Here is a 19254-nt window from a genome sequence, read left to right as displayed (position 1 = left end):
CATTCTATGCAACAAGAATTCAAATTTTAAAGCAGTATTATGAATTCTCCTTCTCTCTCAATCAGAGCTAATTCATCAAGTCTGGAGACTTATAATGGAACCTGGGGAAAAGCACAGGCCGCCCATCTAACAAGACGAACTCATTTTGGTAACAAAATAAGTGATTTAAACCGGCTTCGAGCGCTTGGCTCGGCATCAGCTGCGGTTGATACTATTGTTGATGAAGCCGCTTCCGCTATCCTTCCGGATGATCCTTCCTGGTATAACTCAGGAAACTCAGGGGATATTTTGGATATATATGATATTCAGTTTCGCTGGATGGATCGCATGTATAATGGTGGGCTCATGGAGCGAATGATGCTTTTTTGGAGTAATCATTTTGCTGTGTCTTACCAAAATATGAACGACCTGCCTGGTAAAGCTCCCAACAGCTACAGTAGCCATATGTACAAATACATGAAGTTGCTACAAACACACGGCTTTGGCGATTACAAGGAACTTGTTCGTCTTGTGAGTAAAAACTCTGCAATGGTCTATTACCTGAATAACTACAACAATAGTGCAGGTCAACCTAATGAGGATTTTGCGCGAGAATTACTGGAGCTATTTACTCTTGGGCCAAAAGACAAAGACGAGAATGATAATTATTCTGAAAACGATGTAGCCGAAGTAGCCAGAGCTGTTACCGGCTGGAGAGTGAACGATGCCACCCTATCAGGATATTTTGATGATAGCCGTTATGATACCGGGTCGAAGAGCATACTTGAACAGACCGACTCTTTCGATTTAGATGGAGTTATTGATCTGATTTTTGATCAAAAGCCAGCAGAAGTGGCCTGGTTCATAAGCAGAAAACTATACGTCTTTTTTGTTAGTGCTGAACCTGATAATGATGCTATTCAGGAACTTGCTGATTATTGTTTAAGTGTAGACTTCAACATTGCAGATGTTCTCAAAAACCTTCTTAGCAGCACTCATTTTTACGATGAAAGGTTTATGGGTTCAAGGATTAAGAGCCCTATTGAAATATTCATCAGCTTTCTTCGGCAACTCGAAATAGCTCCTACTTCTGAAATTAAAGAGTATATAAGAGTCAGGATGCAGGAGCTTAATGAAGAGCTGCTCCGCCCCGAAACTGTTTTTGGTTGGTCCGGATATAATCCGCCTGATTCAGATGGTACCCCTGGGCATTACACCTGGCTTAATACTAATCTGATGCCCTCAAGATGGGATAATCTTACTGACCTGGTTTATGGATATGATGGTGGTGGAGACCTTTACGATCCCATTCGAATCGCTGAAAAAGTCTCGGACCCATCCAACCCTTTTAGTGTTGCGGAAGATATTGCAGAACACCTGCTTTCGCTCCCACTAGATCAGGTTGGAATACGGGAAGTGGAAGAAGATTTTGCAGGGAACCCTGATTTGGCACCTGATGTATCCGGGTTTCCTGATTACAAAATAAACCTCTCTAAAATTCTGCTGGGAGATATTCCCTGGTATGAATGGACGGCTAATTCTGATGCCGATGATAATCTCTTCTATGAAGATACATTTGCCGAAAATCTACGGCTGTACATCTCATATCTCATTCAATTACCAGCATACCAGCTTATTTAAGGGAGACTAATTATGTGTAATCATCACAATCATTCTAACAAGAAAACTATCTCTAATCGTCATGGAAGCAGTCTTGAGCATGGGCAGGCCCATGAACAAGACCACCAGTCATGGACCAGAAGAAGTTTCTTAAGCACCCTTGGAATTGGGGCTTTAGGTTCTGGTTTTATGCTTGGTGGATTATCTGTTAATGCCATGGCGAGGACTAAATTCCTAAACCGCCTGGTAGCTGCCAACAACGATCGGGTATTAATACTTATCCAGCTAGGTGGAGGTAATGATGGTTTAAATACCATCATTCCTGTAGAAAATGATGTCTATTTTCAAAAACGCCCAACCATAGCTATTACTAAAGAACAGTCGATTCTTCTAAGTGACGACATTGGGATGCATCCTGCTATGGCAGCGCTACAACCAGTTTGGGATAATGGAAATATGTCTGTAATCCATAATGTAGGCTATCAAAACCCGAATCGTTCTCATGCCCGCTCTACGGATATATGGACCTCAGCCAGTGATGAAGATCAGAATCTTGGTACTGGTTGGGCCGGACGTTTTCTGGTGGAAGATAATCCAAGCTTTATCCTAAGCCCTCCTGAGTATCCTTTAGGAGTACGAATTGGAGGATCCGCTACATTATTCCAGAGCGAATTCGGGAACCTAGGAGTAACTTTTGGAGGCGCAAGTCAATTTGCTCAATTCCTGGAACAAGGAGGGTTTTATAGCGAAGAAAATGTTCCTGAAAACGAATTCGGCCGATCTCTTTCCTTCGCGCGAAAGATTGCAAACTCGTCCTTCCGGTATCTTGAAGCTATCCAATCTGCTGCCGATGCTTCAACTAACCTTGTTGAATATCCTAATTCAGGATTAGCAAATAGTCTCTCGGTTGTTGCCCGTTTGATTCGAGGTGGTCTGCAAACCAAAGTATTCCTTGTCTCTAAAGGAGGTTTCGATACTCATAATAATCAGGGAGGAACCGAAGGTGGGCATGCAGGCTTATTAGCTGATATCGCTAATTCTGTGAATGCCTTTTATGAAGACCTGGCAGCCGACGAACTTCAGGATCGAGCTTTAACTATGACGTTCTCTGAATTCGGAAGAACACTGGATGAAAACTCATCTCAAGGTACCGATCACGGTTCTTCTGCACCTGTAATGCTTTTTGGACCAGTAAACGGTGGTTTGTATGGAGATCATGCTAATCTCACCGATTTGGATAATTCCGGCGATCCGGTATTTAGTATCGACTACCGCTCTATATATACCACTATCCTCAATAAGTGGTTTGGATTGGATGTGGATGATACAGAAACCGTATTACAAGGCGAATTCCAGGATCTTGGATTTGTGAATGAGCTGCCCGTCAATACGGAGCCGGGAAGTAAAGCCAGGAACTTTACCCTCCATCAGAATTATCCTAATCCATTTAACCCAACTACTAACATATCGTTTGTGCTGGCCAAATCGGAGCCGGTCACATTAAAAGTGTTCGATGCCAGGGGGAGCTTGGTCCAAACCCTGGTTCATCGAACACTACCTGCAGGAGAACACACACTCAGTTTTGATGCCAGCGCTCTCACCAGTGGGGTTTATCTGTACCGTATTGAAACTCCATCAGGTAGCCAAAGCAAAAAAATGACCCTCATTAAATAGCTAATCATGTCAAAAAAGCTACAAACACTCGCCCTTATTTTTTCTCTAATAAGTTTATTTGTTCTCTCAAATTGTACTGTGGTAGACAGCATAGGGGGAGGAGACGATAATGAAACAGTAGAAACCCTCCACCCTATTCTTTTAAACGGACAATGGGGATACATCAATAACTCTGGCAATATTGTTATTGAACCCAATTATGATGAAGCCCGAGAGTTCTCGGATGGTTTTGCGGCTGTTCGTCAAGGAACCCAATGGGGATATGTATCCGAAGAGACAAAAAAACTTGCAATCCCGGTATCATTTAGTGTCGCCGGTAATTTTTCAGGAGAACTAGCTCCTGCACAACTTCCCGGACAAGCTTATGGGTTTATCAATTCCAGCGGAGATTTCGCCATCTCTCCTTCCTTTGATTTTGCCGGGCCTTTTTCTGAGGGCTTAGCTGCTGTTCGTGCCGATGGTTTATGGGGATATGTTTCTAGCGATGGCTCAACGGCCATTGAGCTTAGATTTAGCGATGCCCAGGTTTTTTCAGAAGACGTTGCTGCGGTAGAAACTTTTGAAGGATGGGTATATATCGATAAATCCGGAAATGAAATTATAAACCCAGATTTCCAGATAGCTTCGGCTGGGGAATTTTCTGACGGACTTGCCCCTGTTCAAACCACCGAGGGATGGGGATATATTGATAAATCAGGTAATCCGGTAATTACTCCAACTTATACCCAGGCAGGAATATTCTCGCAAGGCCTGGCCTGGGTTATGGAAGAAGACTATATAGGTTTTATTGATAATGAGGGAGAGCTTGTAATTCCTTTCCAATTTGCTGAGGTAAAATCATTCTCCGAAAACATGAGTGCCGTACGTCTTAGTGGCGATTGGTTCTACATCAACCGGAGTTCCGGTTTAATAACAATAAATGAGCCTTTTTATGAGGCAGAAAGCTTCACTAATGGAATCGCGAGAGTGCGATTTGGTGAAGATAACCCACGCTATGGATACGTGGATAAATCAGGAGAATATGTTTGGTACCCAACTCGATAAATACAGAATTATGAAACGTTCACTTATATACTTAAGCGCCCTATTTCTTGTTTTTGCCTCTTCATGTGATATAGTAGATAATATTACCGGTGGCGGCGATAACAATGATGATGTTGTAGTAAAACTTTATCCGGTTCTTGTGGATGGGGAATGGGGATATATCAATAATCAGGGAGCAATGGTTATTGAGCCTACCTTACAAAATGCATACCCCTTTTCCGATGGTCTTGCTGTTGTGAGGGAAAGCTGGGGTTGGAAATACATGGACAAAAATGGAGATTTCATTATTGAAGGAGATTTCCAGGATATCCAGCCTTTTTACGACGGTAAAGCTGCTGTTCGAGTTAATGGCAGATGGGGGTATATCAACAAAAAAGGAAACTTCATTATTAATCCTCGTTTCAGGGAATCCAATCCTTTCTCTGATGGACGCGCCTTTGTGAGAAGTCTCGATTACTCCGAATATTTATATATCAATGAAGATGGTGATAAAATTGAATCAGTAAATATGCCTGAAGATTTAGATAATATTGATGAGAATGAATTTTCTAATGGAAGAGCTTTGGTTCGAGATGATGAACTATTTGGCTATATAGACCGAAGCGGTAGTACCGTAGTTGATCTCAAGTATTCAGAAGCCCTCCCATTTTCGGATAACTTGGCAGCTGTAAGGGTCAGCGATCGTTGGGGCTTTATTGATGCTGGTGGTAGTGTGGTCATTTCACCTCAATACATTAGTGCAGGCAGGTTTGGGAATGGGTTAGCTCCGGCCAGAAGAAATAGCAATCAATTTGGGTTTATTGATAGATCCGGGAATTTTGCCATTACTGAACAATTCGAAGAAGTTCGCCCTTTTACTGAGGAAAGAGCTCCTATTCTTGAAAACGGAAAATGGACTTTTATAGATCTTTCAGGAAATAAAATCACTGAAGCCAAATTCGATGAGGTTGATGCTTTTTATAATGGCCTGGCCAGGGTAGTAATTTATGTTACGGTAGATGAAGAAGTAACCGAACAGTATGGCTACATCAACAAATCTGGAGATTATGTGTGGTTTCCCACTAATTAATGACTATCGCTTAAGTACAGTTGATTAATTAATACGTAGGTAAAGAGGCGCTTCGGCGCCTCTTTTGTTTATCTCAGAATATTAATTCTAAAAGAGTCCTTTCCGACTTTCCATTAAGAGGTATTCTACCCCTAATTGACCAATGGTTACCATGCCTATAATACCCTCGGTTGAAAGCACCTTCCTCAATGACATGTAAATAAGCATAATCGAAATTGATATAGTACAAGTCTATACCTAAACCAAAAGAGCGGTAAGAAAAATCTTCTTCTATTTCAGCAGCATTTTCAAAGCCAAATCTCAGTGAAAGGGCGCTTAAAAATGTGACCTCAATACCTACATGGTACCAAAGTTGGTCTTTTAAACCGACTGATACATTTTGCTGCCCATTAAAAAACTCATACGCTTCCCATGATTCTATTAATTGCCTGAATGGAGGGAGTGCGACAAAGGAAGTATCCGAACCTGATATCCTCAATTCTTTCCTTGATAATAATTTGGATACATTTGTCATTAAACTGACATCAAAGAGGTTAAAACCTTTCCATTCTCTATTGCTTTCGTAAGCCAGCCCTGTTCCAATTTTTAATATAGTTGGCAAAGGATCGGTACTTCTGTTCGTATGATATTCTAACCCTGCTCCGAAATCTGTCAAAGAGAATCCAAAGCTTGTTCTTAAAATGTGTCTATTATTTAGTTTAAAAGAATTCTCGTAAACCGCTCCTATATCAAAACTAAATCCTTCAACTTTATCTAATCGAGTAGCAATGGCTTGTGAAAAAGACCCATTGGCATTCATATAATTCATTCCTACTCCTAATCTCAATCCTTGAGAAAGCCTATAATTATATACTCCCGATATATAATGTTCTTCTCCTGCAAGTCTACCTATTCTTCTGAGTCTATCTTCTAGCAAGATCTGCCCGCCCTGCGTTAATTTTCTAAAAGACAAGCCGAATGATGATCTCCCTACCTCATAGCTAATTCCCATTAATCCAATTGAGTGCTCACCTCTCCCAAAGCGTTCATACATGCCTTTTACCTGAACAATATTACTTACCCCAATTCCAGCCGGATTTACATGGTAATCTCCATCTATACCTTGAAGAGAAACCGTAGCATTTCCCAGAGATAAGCTCCTAACATTCGAGTTGTGAATAGTGAATGGAAATGCAGTTAAGCCAAGTTGCCCATAAGAAAAAGTGGAAAGACAAAGTAGTAGGAATACTGTTAGTAAGGACTTCATTGTCTGAAGGTTTGTTAAATGTACAGTATCCTTTTACATAGGCTTTGAAGAGTGATTTTTTGTATTACGGGATAGTAACAAATTCTTGTCCCTTTCTTTAGATCAAATTTGTTACTATTTCAAACATCATTAACCAAATACGGGGAAACATGAAAAAAATCGGTTCATTATTAGTCATAAGTTTATTCACTCTTTCCGCTTTTGCACAGTCAGGAGCAGAGCGTGATTTCGCGATTAAATATTTAATGGCAACTCAGCAAGAAATTGTTAATAGCGCTCAGGATCTTTCAGATGAAGCCTGGAATTATACACCAGAAGCTGGCGGATGGTCTGCTTCAAACTGCCTGGAACATATTCTTGTCACAGAACAGGCTTTTTTTGGAATGATTCAGGGTATGCTTCAGGGAGAAGCTGACGAATCTCTTGATATGTCCGGAGCTGATGGCGTACTTATTGGTACCATCGCTAACAGAGGTACCAAAGTAACCACCGCTCCACAATTTGAGCCAAGTGGCAAGTGGGATACTAAAGACGATATGCTTAACGCTCTCAAGGAATCTAGAACTCAAATTATTGACTTCCTTAAATCAAACGATGCAAATATGAGACATCACAAAGGTGAAATTCCTTTAGGAGAAGTTGATGCGTATCAAATTGTTCTTCTTATTGCTGGTCATAGTCAACGTCACACACATCAAATGAAAGAAGTACTGGGCGAATACCAGGCGATGTAATAATAGTTCTACTTACTTTTAAAAAAACAGGCTCGGGATAGGTTTATTCAGAGCTTTCTTTTTTTAGAACCACCTGAGAATTAGTTGCTTTGTACTTGGCTTCGAATAGCTCTTTTATCTCCTGATACTGATCAGGTGCATAGTAGTAGGTATTAATACTGGTGATAGATACCAGAGTTAAAACATCTCCTGTTAGGTTGGTTTGAAAACGGTAATACCCTCCCTGATCTGGCAGATTCACTTCTACTGATTCAGGTATTTCATCCACTATATACCCATCAGGCAGAGTTACTCTAACCAGGTGTTGCTTACCATAGGGAAATGGAAATTCGATAGGCAGATTCCGCTCCGTTTTGATAAACGGGTTTTCTGGTTCACTTAAAAAAAGAAAAGGGTTCAGGTAGATAAATTCATTACCTAGCTTAAGCCTCTCTTCTTTCTCCATAGAAAAAGACGTTTTATACGTTACGCTTTCTCCTAGATTCTGAAGGTTAGTGAAGGAAGATGAGTCTACAGTAACATCTTCCAGATCACTGTAGTAGTCCTCCCAATATGAGTTAAAATCTAACCGATCTACATCGCTCCTCAATTGTTCAGAAAAAGCCCCTTTTGTCCTCGCTGAAATTGAAACTGCAATTTTTGAAGAATCCTTCAGGGAATAATTCATACTTAATCTCTCTGATGAATTTTCCAGGGAATGGGTAAGCAGCCAACCAAAGGTGTTATCCTTCCTGATTACTAATGCATTTCGAAATAGAAGTTTTGGGTGAGGAAAGGTATAAGACCTTAATCCTGATGAAGCATCAAGCATAAACACCCCCTCCTCTGATTCAACAGCAACAACTAACATATTGAATTGATTCAATGAGGGGTAATCACCTAAAACACTTCCATTATCTCGAGTACTAATTAAGGCCGGATTAGTGCCGATACCCGCTTCCCTTAACATGATGGTAAGAAGTAAATTTAAATCTGCGCTATTCCCCATTTTGTCATCGAAAGTATCTCTAATTCCTTTTTCTGTAACCAAGTAATGATAACCGTCCCATTCAAAATTGTTTACCATATAACTGTAAACAGCTTCTACTTTTTCTAAGTCATTCATTCCATCAGTTATAATAGAATTAACAAGCCCTTTTATAGCGCGGTTAGCCTTCTGTTTACCGAAATCTTCCCTCTCATTTAGTTGTTTAATTATTTCGTCCCAACTCCGCGGAAAATTTCTTGGATAATAACCTGGGATACTCATTCCGGTTAGCTGAGTTATTACGGAAGAAACATGATCATCTCTGTTCAATAAAAAAGGTAATGACTCGATGGGCTTAAGGTCTTTCTTTGCCAGCCTGATACTCTGGGCAGGCATATTATTTACCAGGTTATTAATCCTTTCTGCTTCATTAATATGTAGGGTATCCCCTCCCTTAAAAACCATTCTGTAATTCAATGTAGATGGAACGATCATTTCTATTTCACTCCATTCTATAGGAATGTACCCATGGAATTCCCAATCAGGCATCATGAATGCATTCCCCATCTTTTTCCGATAATAGTATTCAATTATTACCCCTGGTTGCAAATCGGGCATGGTGAATTTCTTTACTTCTATAACATGACCTTCTACCGATGTGAAAATATCCTCTTCATTTATCTTTTTTTCCTCAATTTCTCCATCTTCATTGAGTATATAGGTAACCGCCTTTATGCTTGACACATTTTGCCGGGCAGGTTTATAAGCAGGAATCTCAATATCTCCATAATCAGCTCCTTGATCAGTTAATATTTTAATTCGTCTATGAAGCTGAAGGATGCAATTGTAGTCAGAATCAAATTCTACTACCCCTTTTTCGAATAATATTACCGCCGAAGCCGATTCATTATAGGTGGAGTCATATGCTAAGAAATCCTCAGCACTTATATCTCCATAATCCTTCGGCTGTGCTTTTGCTGAAGAAGTAAAAAGAAAGAATCCTATTAAAACGATCCAGAAACTTTTCACATCCTGATTCTTTATTTATCAGTCAACGAACTTACACCTGGCAAGTCTTTTCCTTCCAGGTATTCCAAACTAGCTCCCCCTCCTGTTGAAACGTGTGATACCTGATCACTTAACCCTGCTTGCTTTATGGCAGAAGCCGAATCTCCCCCACCAATTATCGTAGTTGCTCCAAATTTTGTCGCCTCTACAAGTGCCATAGCTACCGCATTGGTCCCTTCAGCAAAACTAGGCATCTCGAATACTCCCATTGGCCCATTCCAAACTACTGTTTTAGCGGCCTTGATTGCATTCCCAAATGCAATTGCAGATTGTGGCCCAATGTCTAGTGCTTCCCAGTCATCTTTGATATTATCTTCGTCAACTACTTCCTGATTGGCTTCATTGCTAAAGTCATCAGCTATTACAAAATCGAAAGGGAGCATGAGATTGACTCCGGCTTTCTTAGCGTCTTCCATCAGTTTCTTTGCGGTTGATACCATTTCTTCCTGAAGCAGAGAATTACCCACAGACTTACCATTTGCTACAAGGAATGTATAAGCCATCCCCCCACCAATAATTATGGTATCCACTTTATTAATAAGGTTTTCAATCACTGGAATTTTATCTGATACCTTTGCTCCTCCTAAAATAGCCACAAATGGTCGATTGGGATCATTTACACTATCGCTTAGATATCTAATCTCCTTTTCTAAAAGATATCCTGAAGCCGACGGCTGCAGAAACTCAGTTACTCCCGCAACTGAAGCATGAGCCCTGTGACTACTTCCGAAAGCATCATTTACAAATACATCAGCATGGCTGGCAAGTGCTTTTGCAAACCCGGTTTCATTATCAGTCTCTTCTTTATGAAATCGAACGTTTTCAAGAACCACTATTTCACCAAAATCAGCTTTCTCAATAACTGATGATGCAGCTTCTCCTATACAATCATCTGCAAAATGTACCTTTGCATCTATTAAAGAAGCTAAATGTTCGGCCACTGGTTTTAGTGAGAACTCCGGATTTCTTTCTCCTTTTGGGCGCCCTAAGTGAGACGTAAGTATTAGCAAGGCTCCTGCATCAATAACATGTTGGATAGATGGTAATGCCTGAACTACCCGGTTATCGTCTGTTATTTCGCCATTAATAATGGGTACATTAAAGTCGACGCGCATTAGTACTTTTTTGCCTTGTACATCGATGTCGTTAAGAGTGAGCTTCGCCATAATTTTTTTGTAAGGAGTTTATTTTGAATTGGTCTTACTCTCAAAGGTACAATCTTTCTTAATTCAAGCATAGGCATTTACAATAGGATTACATGCTTTTTGCTTAAAAATTTCGGTTATTGTACTGGGTATTAATCGTTTAACAAACAAATGGGGTATTAGTATTTATGAAGTTTCGGATACTATTGTGCTCTTTGAGCTTATTGTCTGGTGCAGCTTTTGCACAAAATCTAAATGTAGTCAGTACCTCTCCCGCTGACGGTGATTTTGATGTTGATACAGATTCTGTAGTAATTACTTTTGATCAAAAAATAGATTACAGTTTCTTCGGAATCAGTGATGGATCAACAGACTCAGAATTCAATTTCTTTATAGCTCCTGATGATTCTGTGTATTACTTAGGGGCTAGTATAAGTGCAGATAGTATGTCTGCGGTATACTATGTGGAATTAGGTGAAAACACTGATTTCACAGTTTACTTGCTTGATGGAGAATCTGCTGATGGAGATCTCCTTGAGGATCCATACATCTTTCAGTTCACTACTGCAGCCGATACAGGGCAGTTTGTAATTGAAGGAACAATCGATCAGGAAGCTCTTGCAAAGGTAATCGAGGCTCATCCTTACGAAGACATATTTGTAGCACTTGCTTATGATCCAATTGTTTTTGGAGAAGAGGATGATAGTACGGATGTACGAGCAGTTTTCTCCACATTAGTGGATAAAGAAACGGGTGATTTCTCAATTCCCAGAGTCAGAGAAGGTGAATATTACCCCATGGCTTTTCCTATTTTTGGTCAAGAGGAAGAAGTAGATTTCTTTCCTCTTTTCTACTTCTATGATGTAGATGGAGACTTTGAGCTTGATGCTATCCAGGTTGATGCCGGTACTACGGTAAATGATACTTTGAGTGGTGTAAACCTGTTTAAGTTTGAAATCACGCCTTTCACTTTCCAGGAAGCTATTGAAAAAGCCGATTCTACCATTGCAGATCTTGAGAACATAATTTCAATTCTTGGTGGAAATACGTTTTATGCTTCTTACTCAGATGATATTGAAGAAGATGGTACTACTGAAAAAACTAAATTCGGGAGTCTAGGGATAGAAAGATCTTTCGAAGCTGATGATCACGGCGGAGATGGAGAATTCCTTGATATCACAAGCTTCCCATCGGGTTACCAATTCCAATGGAGCATTTTTGGGTACGATGCTATTAAAGATTCCGTAGTTAATATCATTGTAACTCCTTTCGATTCTTTTGTTGCTGCCTATTTTGGTAAAGATGATACCGACTTACCAGATAGTGTAGACTTTGATTCATTTGATCCGCTACCGGTAACGTTTATTGACAGTGACTCCGCTGCCTTTATCATGGAAGAAAATGGTGGATGGGAATTCCGAGATCGTTTTACAGGAAATCATAGCTCCTGGGAAATGGAACTGGAAGCTTTTCATAACTATGTGGAGTTCGAACCCGATCCAACTACAGATGCACCTGTAATGTGGATTGGTCGATATAATGGAAATACCTACAATCCTTATACTGGTTTCGCTGAGCAAGGATATTTTGATATTTACCTCGATATCGAAACCGGAGAAGTACTTCATATCGACTCCCTAATTGGCGAACCTTTTGAGTTAGCGCTGATTACTTTTGATGAAGCATTAGCGCTTGCTGAAGAAACGATCGACAGTCTGGGCACTGATGTTGTTATTGTAGGTGGAGGTACATCTTACAGAAGTGATTTCATTTTTGACAGCCCTCAAGATGGAGAAATCCAAGCAAAAGGAAATCCTGAAACACCTCTTTTAGCTGCTGATCACGATGAAGAAGGAGGAGATGGAGATTGGTTCTACTACAGGTATCTATATTTTGGTGAAGATGAGCCTGAAACTGGCGAGCAGCTTTTCTGGAATATCTATGGGTACAATACGGTAAAAGACTCTGCTTTTTCAATTGGTGTTACTTTCAATGATGTAAATTTCTCAGGATACCTCGGTAAAGATGAAACCGATCTTCCTGATACTGTAGATTTTGCTTCCATCAAACCCCTTCCTGAAACTTTCATTGATAGCGATTCTGCGGCTTATATCATTGAAACGAACGGTGGTTGGGATTTCCGAGACCGATTCCATGGAGATTACAGCTTCTGGGAAATGGAATTAGAAGCCTTGCACAATTATTGGGAGTTCGGTCCAAATCCTACTGAAACTGCTCCTGTGATGTGGAGAGGCCGATATTACGGTACCTCTTTCGATCCTTACGATGGATTCTATATAGAATCGTACCTGGATATTTATATCGACATAGAAACCGGTGCGCTTTTATTTACAGATTCATTAACCGTTAATCCACTGGATTCTGCATTAATCACTTTTAGCGAAGCGCTTGACCTCGCTCAATCTGTGATTGATAGCCTTGAAAACGATCCTGTCATTCTTGGAGGAACTACCTTCTACTTTTCTGAAACAGCCTTTGATGGCGGCACCGGAGGAGGAGACTTCAAAACGGTTCCTGAAGGTATTTTCACAAGTAACGACGGACATGATGGGGAAGACGATGATGATGTATTCCCATTTGAATTCCTTTTTGAGCCTAGTGGCGAACAACTGCAATGGGAGATATTTGGATATGACGGCGTCAAAGATTCTGCATTCACAATCAGTGTTTCTTTCTTCGATACTCAATTCGAAGGATACATAAGTGAAGAAGATGCGGAATTACCTGACACGGTTGCCTTTTCTTCATTAAAGGAAATACCGGAATCATTTATCGATAGTGATTCAGCGGTCTACATTATGGAGGAAAATGGCGGATGGGATTTCCGATCTGAGTTTGATGGTGACTACGGTTTTTGGTATATGGATTTACAAGCCGTACATGAGTACTGGTTATTCCCTCCTGATCCAACCGTAGACGCTCCTGTGTTATGGAAAGGTTCTTATCTAGGATTAGGCTTTGACCCCATTACAGAAGAATACTACGGCGGATACTTTGTGATTTACCTGGATATGGAAACAGGTGAAATCTTATTCACTGATTCTGAAATCGTAGCAGGCCCCGGAGACTCTTTCATCACTTTTGATGATGCTGTAGGTCTTGCTGATAGCCTGTTAAGTAACCATCCAAATGATCTAGAGTTGGTAGGTGGAGTTACCAGGTATACAAATGCCGAAGCCATTTTCAAGGATAATCCGAACTTCCAAAATGAGCGTTTCCAAAGTAAAGTAACGGCTCTTGCAGATGAGGACTCTTCCTTTACTATCAGTCCTGATGGGTATGCATTTAGCTGGGAGCTTTTTGCTTATGATCCGGTTAAAGACTCCGTTCTATTCATAAATGTAACTGAGTTTGATGTATTCGAAATGTATTATGCAGGTGAAGATGATTTCGAAGAACCTATCGAGTTTGATGATATCGATCCTCTTCCGTTTACACATATTGATAGTGACTCTGCTGCTTATCTGATTGATGAAGCGGGAGGCTATGCATTCCGAGCAACTTTGGAAGACTCTGAGATTAACTGGATTTGGGAGGCTGAGTTACAATTGCTTCACAATTACTGGGAGTTCCCACCTGATCCAACTCCAGATGCACCTATCACGTGGCACATGAGATACTATGCGTGGGCCTTCGATCCTTCCGGAGTTCCAGTCGGAGCAGACTCTCTAACTATTATTCTTGATGCAGAAACGGGAGATGTTCTATATCAATCTGTAATTGTATCGAATGAAAATGAAGATGCTCTGCCAACAGAGTTTAGTCTCTCACAGAACTATCCAAATCCATTTAACCCAACTACTACTATCCCCTTCTCATTACGAGAAGCTTCAAGAGTAGAAATAAGTGTTTATTCTATTCTGGGCCAGAAAGTAGCTACCATTGTGAATGAGCAGTACCCTGCCGGTTCGCATTCGGTTAGATGGGATGCCAGAAACCTGGCTAGTGGAATGTATATTTACAGGATGCAGGCAAAAGGTTTTACTCAAACCAAAAAACTAATCCTGCTTAAATAAAATTATCCTTAGTTAGATTAAGCCCTGTATCGCAATGGGATGCAGGGCTTTTTTTATGCCTGATTTTCAAATGCTATTTCTCTATTTTTCGCAACTAATTACAAACAGGTTATAGATGAAAACTCTTTATCTCGATCACGCAGCCACCACTCCTCTCGACGAACGTGTACTTGAAGCTATGCTTCCCTTTATGACCGAAAACTATGGCAACGCGAACTCTGCTCACCACTTGGGGCAAAAAGCTAAAGTTGTTGTTGAAGAAGCTCGTGAAAAAGTGGCCCATCTGATAAATGCAGAGCCTTCGGAGATTATATTTACCAGTGGAGGAACTGAAAGTGATAATGCTGTAATCAAAGGAGTAATGGCCGTAGCGGGTAATAAGAATGAATTGATTACCTCACATCTGGAACATCATGCGGTACTACATCCCATTGAGATGGCAAAGATGAATGGGTTCAAGCCAGTGTTTGTAGAACCCGAAGAATGCGGAAGAATTACTGCTGAAAGGGTTAATGATGTATTGACAGAGCATACTGCTCTGGTTAGCCTGATGCATGTAAATAATGAAATAGGTTGCATCAATGAGGTTAAAGAAATCGCTACACTTTGTACTGAGAAAGGCGTTCCTTTTCATTCTGATACTGTTCAAAGCCTTGGCAAAATTCCTATTGATGTTCAAGAACTAGGCCTGGATTTCCTCAGTGGTAGTGCCCATAAAATATATGGTCCCAAAGGAGTAGGGATCATGTATGTTAAAAATGGTTCTCGATGGATTCCATGGATGACTGGAGGCTCCCAGGAACGACGCAGAAGAGCAGGTACTATCAATGTACCTGGAGTTGTCGGTTTTGCTAAAGCCCTCGAGTTAGCAATAGCAGAAATGGAACAGAATACTGCACATTATAAGCACTTACGTTCCCTGTTGATTTCAGAGCTGGATAATAAGCTTAACAGTTGTAGCTATTCCATCAACGGGAATAATGAAAATGGAGTGCCCCACATCGTGAATCTCTCATTTACTGATGACCAAAATCATGGTATTGATGGTGAGATGTTGCTTCTGAATCTGGACATAGAAGGAATTTGCGTGTCTAACGGATCGGCATGCACGTCCGGTGCTGTAGAACCATCACATGTATTAACAGGACTAGGTATCGATGAAACCTCAGCTAAATCCAGTATCAGAGTTAGTTTTGGTAAAAAGAATACCCCTGAAGATGTCCACTACTTTGTTGAAAAACTTGATGGAGTACTTACCCGAATGTTTGATCTTGTTCAATGAAGCACATCTGTGTGTATTGCGGATCCCGTATTCCGAATAGTCCTGAGTTAGTAGATCTTGCCTCTAATCTTGGTAAAGAAATAGCTCAAGAAGGATGGACACTTGTGTATGGTGGTGGCAAGGTAGGTACCATGGGAATTATAGCTGATGCTGCCCTGGATAAAGGCGGAGAAGTAATCGGGGTTATCCCTACTCACCTCAAAAAAGCCGAAGTAGCCCATGAAGGACTAACCAAGCTTTATGAAACGCAGGATATGCACACCAGAAAAGCTTTATTGGAAAATCTTTCTGATGTATTTGTAATCATTCCCGGAGGTTTCGGAACCTTGGACGAATTCTTTGAAATTCTTACTTGGAAGCAACTTGGTATACATAGCAAACCCATCATACTGGTCAATAAATCCGGATACTTTAATGGCTTAACACAGTTTTTTGAGCGTTCCATTGATGAAAATTATGTCAGAGAATCGAGTATGGGGTTATTTAGCGTGGTTGAAAGCCTTGAGGAATGCCTTGAAATTTTAAAGGGTTAATTTCTCAATTCATGAAAAATTCATTTATCACGATTATACTCTTTTCAATTTTTGCCGGTGCTTGTGCAAATCAATCACATTCTCCAGAAATGTCAGACTTAACAAACCCTTTACCGCCCTGCCCGTCCACTCCTAATTGTGTTCGTACAGCAGCTTCATTTGGTGAAGTAGATTCAATGAAAGTCTTTGAAGCTATTCAGCATGCACTACAAAGTATGAAGGCAGAAGAAATCACTGTTGCTGACTCGACCCTTGATATCCATGCAGTATTCAGAATTCCCGTTTTTGGCTGGAGAGACGACGTAAACGTTTCCATTCAGCAAATTGATAATGTTACTGTAGCCTTTTTTCGAAGTGCCAGTCGGGAAGGAACCTGGGATATCTGGGCGAACTCTATTCGGGTTAGAAAACTGATTCGTCGAACTAACAACTTTCTATTACAATAACAGAACTATGAAAAATCTTACACTGTCACTCGGAATCTTACTGATCATCCTTGGCTTGGCTTCTTATTTTGGTACAGGTCAGGAAAGCGTCACCGCTCTCATACCATCTTTCTTTGGATTGGTTTTTATTGGCTTTGGTGTACTGGCTGGAGTTGAAAAACTAAAAAAGCATGCTATGCACGGAGCAGCCGGACTTGCATTACTTGGCATTTTAGGCTCTGCTCGTGGTATACCAGGGCTTTTTGAAATATTTGGCGGAGCAGATGTGGAAAGACCACTGGCTATTTATGCTCAAACTGCAATGTTCCTGATGTGTTTGGTCTTTTTATTCAAGGCGGTTCAATCCTTTAGAGCTGCCCGAAAAGCCGGAGAGGTTTAATATCTACTAAAAAGATTCGGTCATCCTGAGGCTACCGCCGAAGGATCTTGCTTAATATTCGATAAGATCCTTCGCAAGTATGCTCAGGATGACCTAGAAAAAGCTACGCCGCATCATTCTTGAAAATATCGGCGATTTGATCTCCGTATTTCTCAGCAATAACTCTGCGTTTCACTTTTAAGGTTGGAGTAATCTCTCCGGTCTCTACCGTGAATTCATTTGGGAGGAGTCGAAAATCTCTGATTTTTTCATGGGAAGCCAATTCCTTTGAAAAAGCTCTCATCTCATTTTTATACAACTTTTGAATTTCATCATGAGCAAGTAATTCTTGTGTTGATGAAGTCTTTATCCCATTGTCTCGAGCAAATTTTTGAATCGCTTCGTAGTCAGGCACAATCAAAGCTCCCATAAAATTCTGAGCTTCACCTACTACTACCAATTGATCAATCCACTTACTGGTTTTAAACATATCCTCAATTGGCCCAGGGTAGATATTCTTCCCACCTGCATTAACAATCATGTGCTTAATTCGGTCTGTGATCTTAAGGCCACCATTAACAAAACGGCCTACATCACCGGTATGTAGCCAGCCATCAGAGTCAATCATTTCTTCAGTTGCCGTATCATTCTTCCAATACCCCTTCATTACATTAGGACCCTTACAAAGAATCTCTCCAGCTTCAGAACTAAGTTCAGTTGGATAATCTTCCCCACTTATTTCCGCAATTATTTTTCCACTATTCAAATCCTGGATACCCACTGTAACCCCTGGAATTACTTCTCCTACCACACCAAGAACTTCTTTACCTGGTTTATTTGCGGCCATTACCGGAGAAGTCTCTGTGAGGCCATAGCCCTGTAGTATAGTTAGTCCGGCACACCTGAAAAACAAATCAATATCTGGAGGAAGTGCAGCTCCACCTGCTACAAACAATCGAATATTTCCACCTGTTCGCTGCTTCAGCTTATCGAAAACCAGTTTATCAGCTACTACCTTTTGAAGAGAAACAATTCCTCGTTTTCCTTCAGAGTATTTCCGACCTACTTCTACTGCCCAATTGAAAATCTTCTTCTTTGTATCGCTACCTTCTTCTACACTTTTGATAATCAGGTTATAAATCTTTTCAAATAGTCGAGGCACACTAATCATAACCGTTGGCTTTACCTCAGGCATATTTTTAGATACAGTATCCACACTTTCCGCATAATAGATTTCAGCGCCACAAGAAATAATCGCATAGTACCCTGCGGTTCTCTCAAAAGAATGGCAAAGTGGTAAGAAGGACAGCAACCTATCTTTATCGTCCCAGTAAATATGCTGGGTAGCCGCTTTTACATTACTCACAATATTGTTGTGAGTAAGCATTGCACCTTTAGGTCGCCCCGTTGTTCCGGAAGTATATATTAAGGTAGAAACATCTTGTGGGGTAACCTTAGATGATCGTTTTTGGATAGTTTCCTCATGCTTTGGAAATAGCCTCTTCCCCTCTTCGAGTACCGCAGTAAAAAGAGTTACATACTCATGTTCAAGGAGCTTCTTTACTTTTGGAGTATCAAAAGCTATTACTTTAGCGAGGTGCTCACAGTTGTCATATACCTCAACAGATTTTTTTAACTGAATGCCTGTGGAAACGAAGAATAGCTTGGATTCTGAATCCTGAAGTATGTATTCACATTGATTGGGTGGTAAAGTTGTATACAACGATACATTGATTCCTCCAATTAGCTGAATAGCAAGATCTACTACTGCCCACTCATATCGGTTCTCGCTCAAAATACCTACACGATCGCCGTGCTCAATGCCTTGCTCAATCATATAAGCAGCCATGGCATTTACATCATCCGTCACCTGGTCCCAATACACAGGCTCATAGCTTCCGCTAGGATTTAGCTTATGATGTATTATCGGTTTATTCTGCCCCGAATATTTTTTTGATAGATTTTTATAGAGATCAGTAAGGGTCTCAAATGGTACAATTACTGGCATACTGCAATCCTTTATTCCGTTTATTTCCGCTTGAATATACTATT

14 protein-coding genes are annotated in these 19254 nt (G+C 40.6%); 10 read left to right on the top strand and 4 right to left on the bottom strand.

Features of this window, described 5'->3' with window-relative positions; all coding sequences use genetic code 11:
- The first annotated feature begins 39 nt into the window (after window positions 1-39).
- Genes ED557_13820 through ED557_13805 form a run of 4 tightly spaced genes read left to right on the top strand, consistent with a single transcriptional unit; the run spans window position 40 to window position 5386 of the window.
- Entirely contained in the window at window positions 40-1620 is a 1581-nt protein-coding gene (locus ED557_13820; protein ID RNC79598.1) for a DUF1800 domain-containing protein, read from the top strand.
- 12 nt (window positions 1621-1632) lie between these two features.
- Window positions 1633-3273 carry a DUF1501 domain-containing protein gene (locus tag ED557_13815; GenBank protein RNC79597.1) on the top strand — a complete coding sequence of 547 codons (1641 nt, stop codon included), beginning with the start codon at window positions 1633-1635 and terminating at the stop codon, window positions 3271-3273.
- A 6-nt stretch (window positions 3274-3279) separates the two neighbouring features.
- The gene (locus ED557_13810) at window positions 3280-4317 is read left to right on the top strand and encodes a WG repeat-containing protein (protein RNC79596.1); all 1038 of its coding nucleotides are present in this window, start codon (window positions 3280-3282) and stop codon (window positions 4315-4317) included.
- Window positions 4193-5386: a WG repeat-containing protein gene (locus ED557_13805; protein RNC79595.1), complete on the top strand. Its 1194-nt coding sequence runs from the start codon at window positions 4193-4195 to the stop codon at window positions 5384-5386. Before ED557_13810 ends, ED557_13805 begins: the two co-directional genes overlap by 125 nt.
- Before the next feature lie 73 nt (window positions 5387-5459).
- Here the strand turns inward: ED557_13805 and ED557_13800 are convergent, their stop codons facing one another.
- A complete protein-coding gene (locus ED557_13800; protein RNC79594.1) occupies window positions 5460-6632 on the bottom strand; it encodes a hypothetical protein in 1173 nt (390 codons plus the stop codon).
- A 149-nt stretch (window positions 6633-6781) separates the two neighbouring features.
- Here ED557_13800 and ED557_13795 point away from each other — a divergent pair, with 149 nt between their 5' ends.
- Window positions 6782-7366 (top strand): hypothetical protein, encoded by a 585-nt coding sequence (locus tag ED557_13795; protein ID RNC79593.1) that lies wholly within the window; start codon window positions 6782-6784, stop codon window positions 7364-7366.
- A gap of 43 nt (window positions 7367-7409) precedes the next feature.
- On the opposite strand, the gene ED557_13790 is transcribed toward ED557_13795, so the two are convergent.
- Both ED557_13790 and ED557_13785 read right to left on the bottom strand, forming a co-directional pair.
- Entirely contained in the window at window positions 7410-9362 is a 1953-nt protein-coding gene (locus ED557_13790) for a DUF3857 domain-containing protein (GenBank protein RNC79592.1), read from the bottom strand.
- Window positions 9363-9373: 11 nt separating this feature from the next.
- Window positions 9374-10567: a phosphoglycerate kinase gene (locus ED557_13785; GenBank protein RNC79591.1), complete on the bottom strand. Its 1194-nt coding sequence runs from the start codon at window positions 10565-10567 to the stop codon at window positions 9374-9376.
- 167 nt (window positions 10568-10734) lie between these two features.
- Here ED557_13785 and ED557_13780 point away from each other — a divergent pair, with 167 nt between their 5' ends.
- The 5 genes from ED557_13780 (at window position 10735) to ED557_13760 (ending at window position 17223) form a co-directional block, all read left to right on the top strand.
- Complete coding sequence (locus tag ED557_13780) at window positions 10735-14583, top strand: T9SS C-terminal target domain-containing protein (GenBank protein RNC79590.1); 3849 nt, start codon at window positions 10735-10737, stop codon at window positions 14581-14583.
- Between the two features lie 115 nt (window positions 14584-14698).
- Window positions 14699-15865 carry a cysteine desulfurase gene (locus ED557_13775; protein ID RNC79589.1) on the top strand — a complete coding sequence of 389 codons (1167 nt, stop codon included), beginning with the start codon at window positions 14699-14701 and terminating at the stop codon, window positions 15863-15865.
- A complete protein-coding gene (locus tag ED557_13770; GenBank protein RNC79588.1) occupies window positions 15862-16398 on the top strand; it encodes a TIGR00730 family Rossman fold protein in 537 nt (178 codons plus the stop codon). Before ED557_13775 ends, ED557_13770 begins: the two co-directional genes overlap by 4 nt.
- A gap of 11 nt (window positions 16399-16409) precedes the next feature.
- A complete protein-coding gene (locus ED557_13765; GenBank protein RNC79587.1) occupies window positions 16410-16844 on the top strand; it encodes a DUF1499 domain-containing protein in 435 nt (144 codons plus the stop codon).
- 7 nt (window positions 16845-16851) lie between these two features.
- The gene (locus ED557_13760; GenBank protein RNC79586.1) at window positions 16852-17223 is read left to right on the top strand and encodes a hypothetical protein; all 372 of its coding nucleotides are present in this window, start codon (window positions 16852-16854) and stop codon (window positions 17221-17223) included.
- 103 nt (window positions 17224-17326) lie between these two features.
- On the opposite strand, the gene ED557_13755 is transcribed toward ED557_13760, so the two are convergent.
- Complete coding sequence (locus ED557_13755) at window positions 17327-19210, bottom strand: long-chain fatty acid--CoA ligase (GenBank protein ID RNC79585.1); 1884 nt, start codon at window positions 19208-19210, stop codon at window positions 17327-17329.
- Window positions 19211-19254 lie beyond the last annotated feature (44 nt).

The organism is Balneola sp., assembly GCA_003712055.1.
Classification (GTDB): Bacteria; Bacteroidota; Rhodothermia; order Balneolales; family Balneolaceae; genus RHLJ01.
Note: the sequence above shows the minus strand (reverse complement) of the source record. Positions and strands in the feature narration are given on the sequence as shown.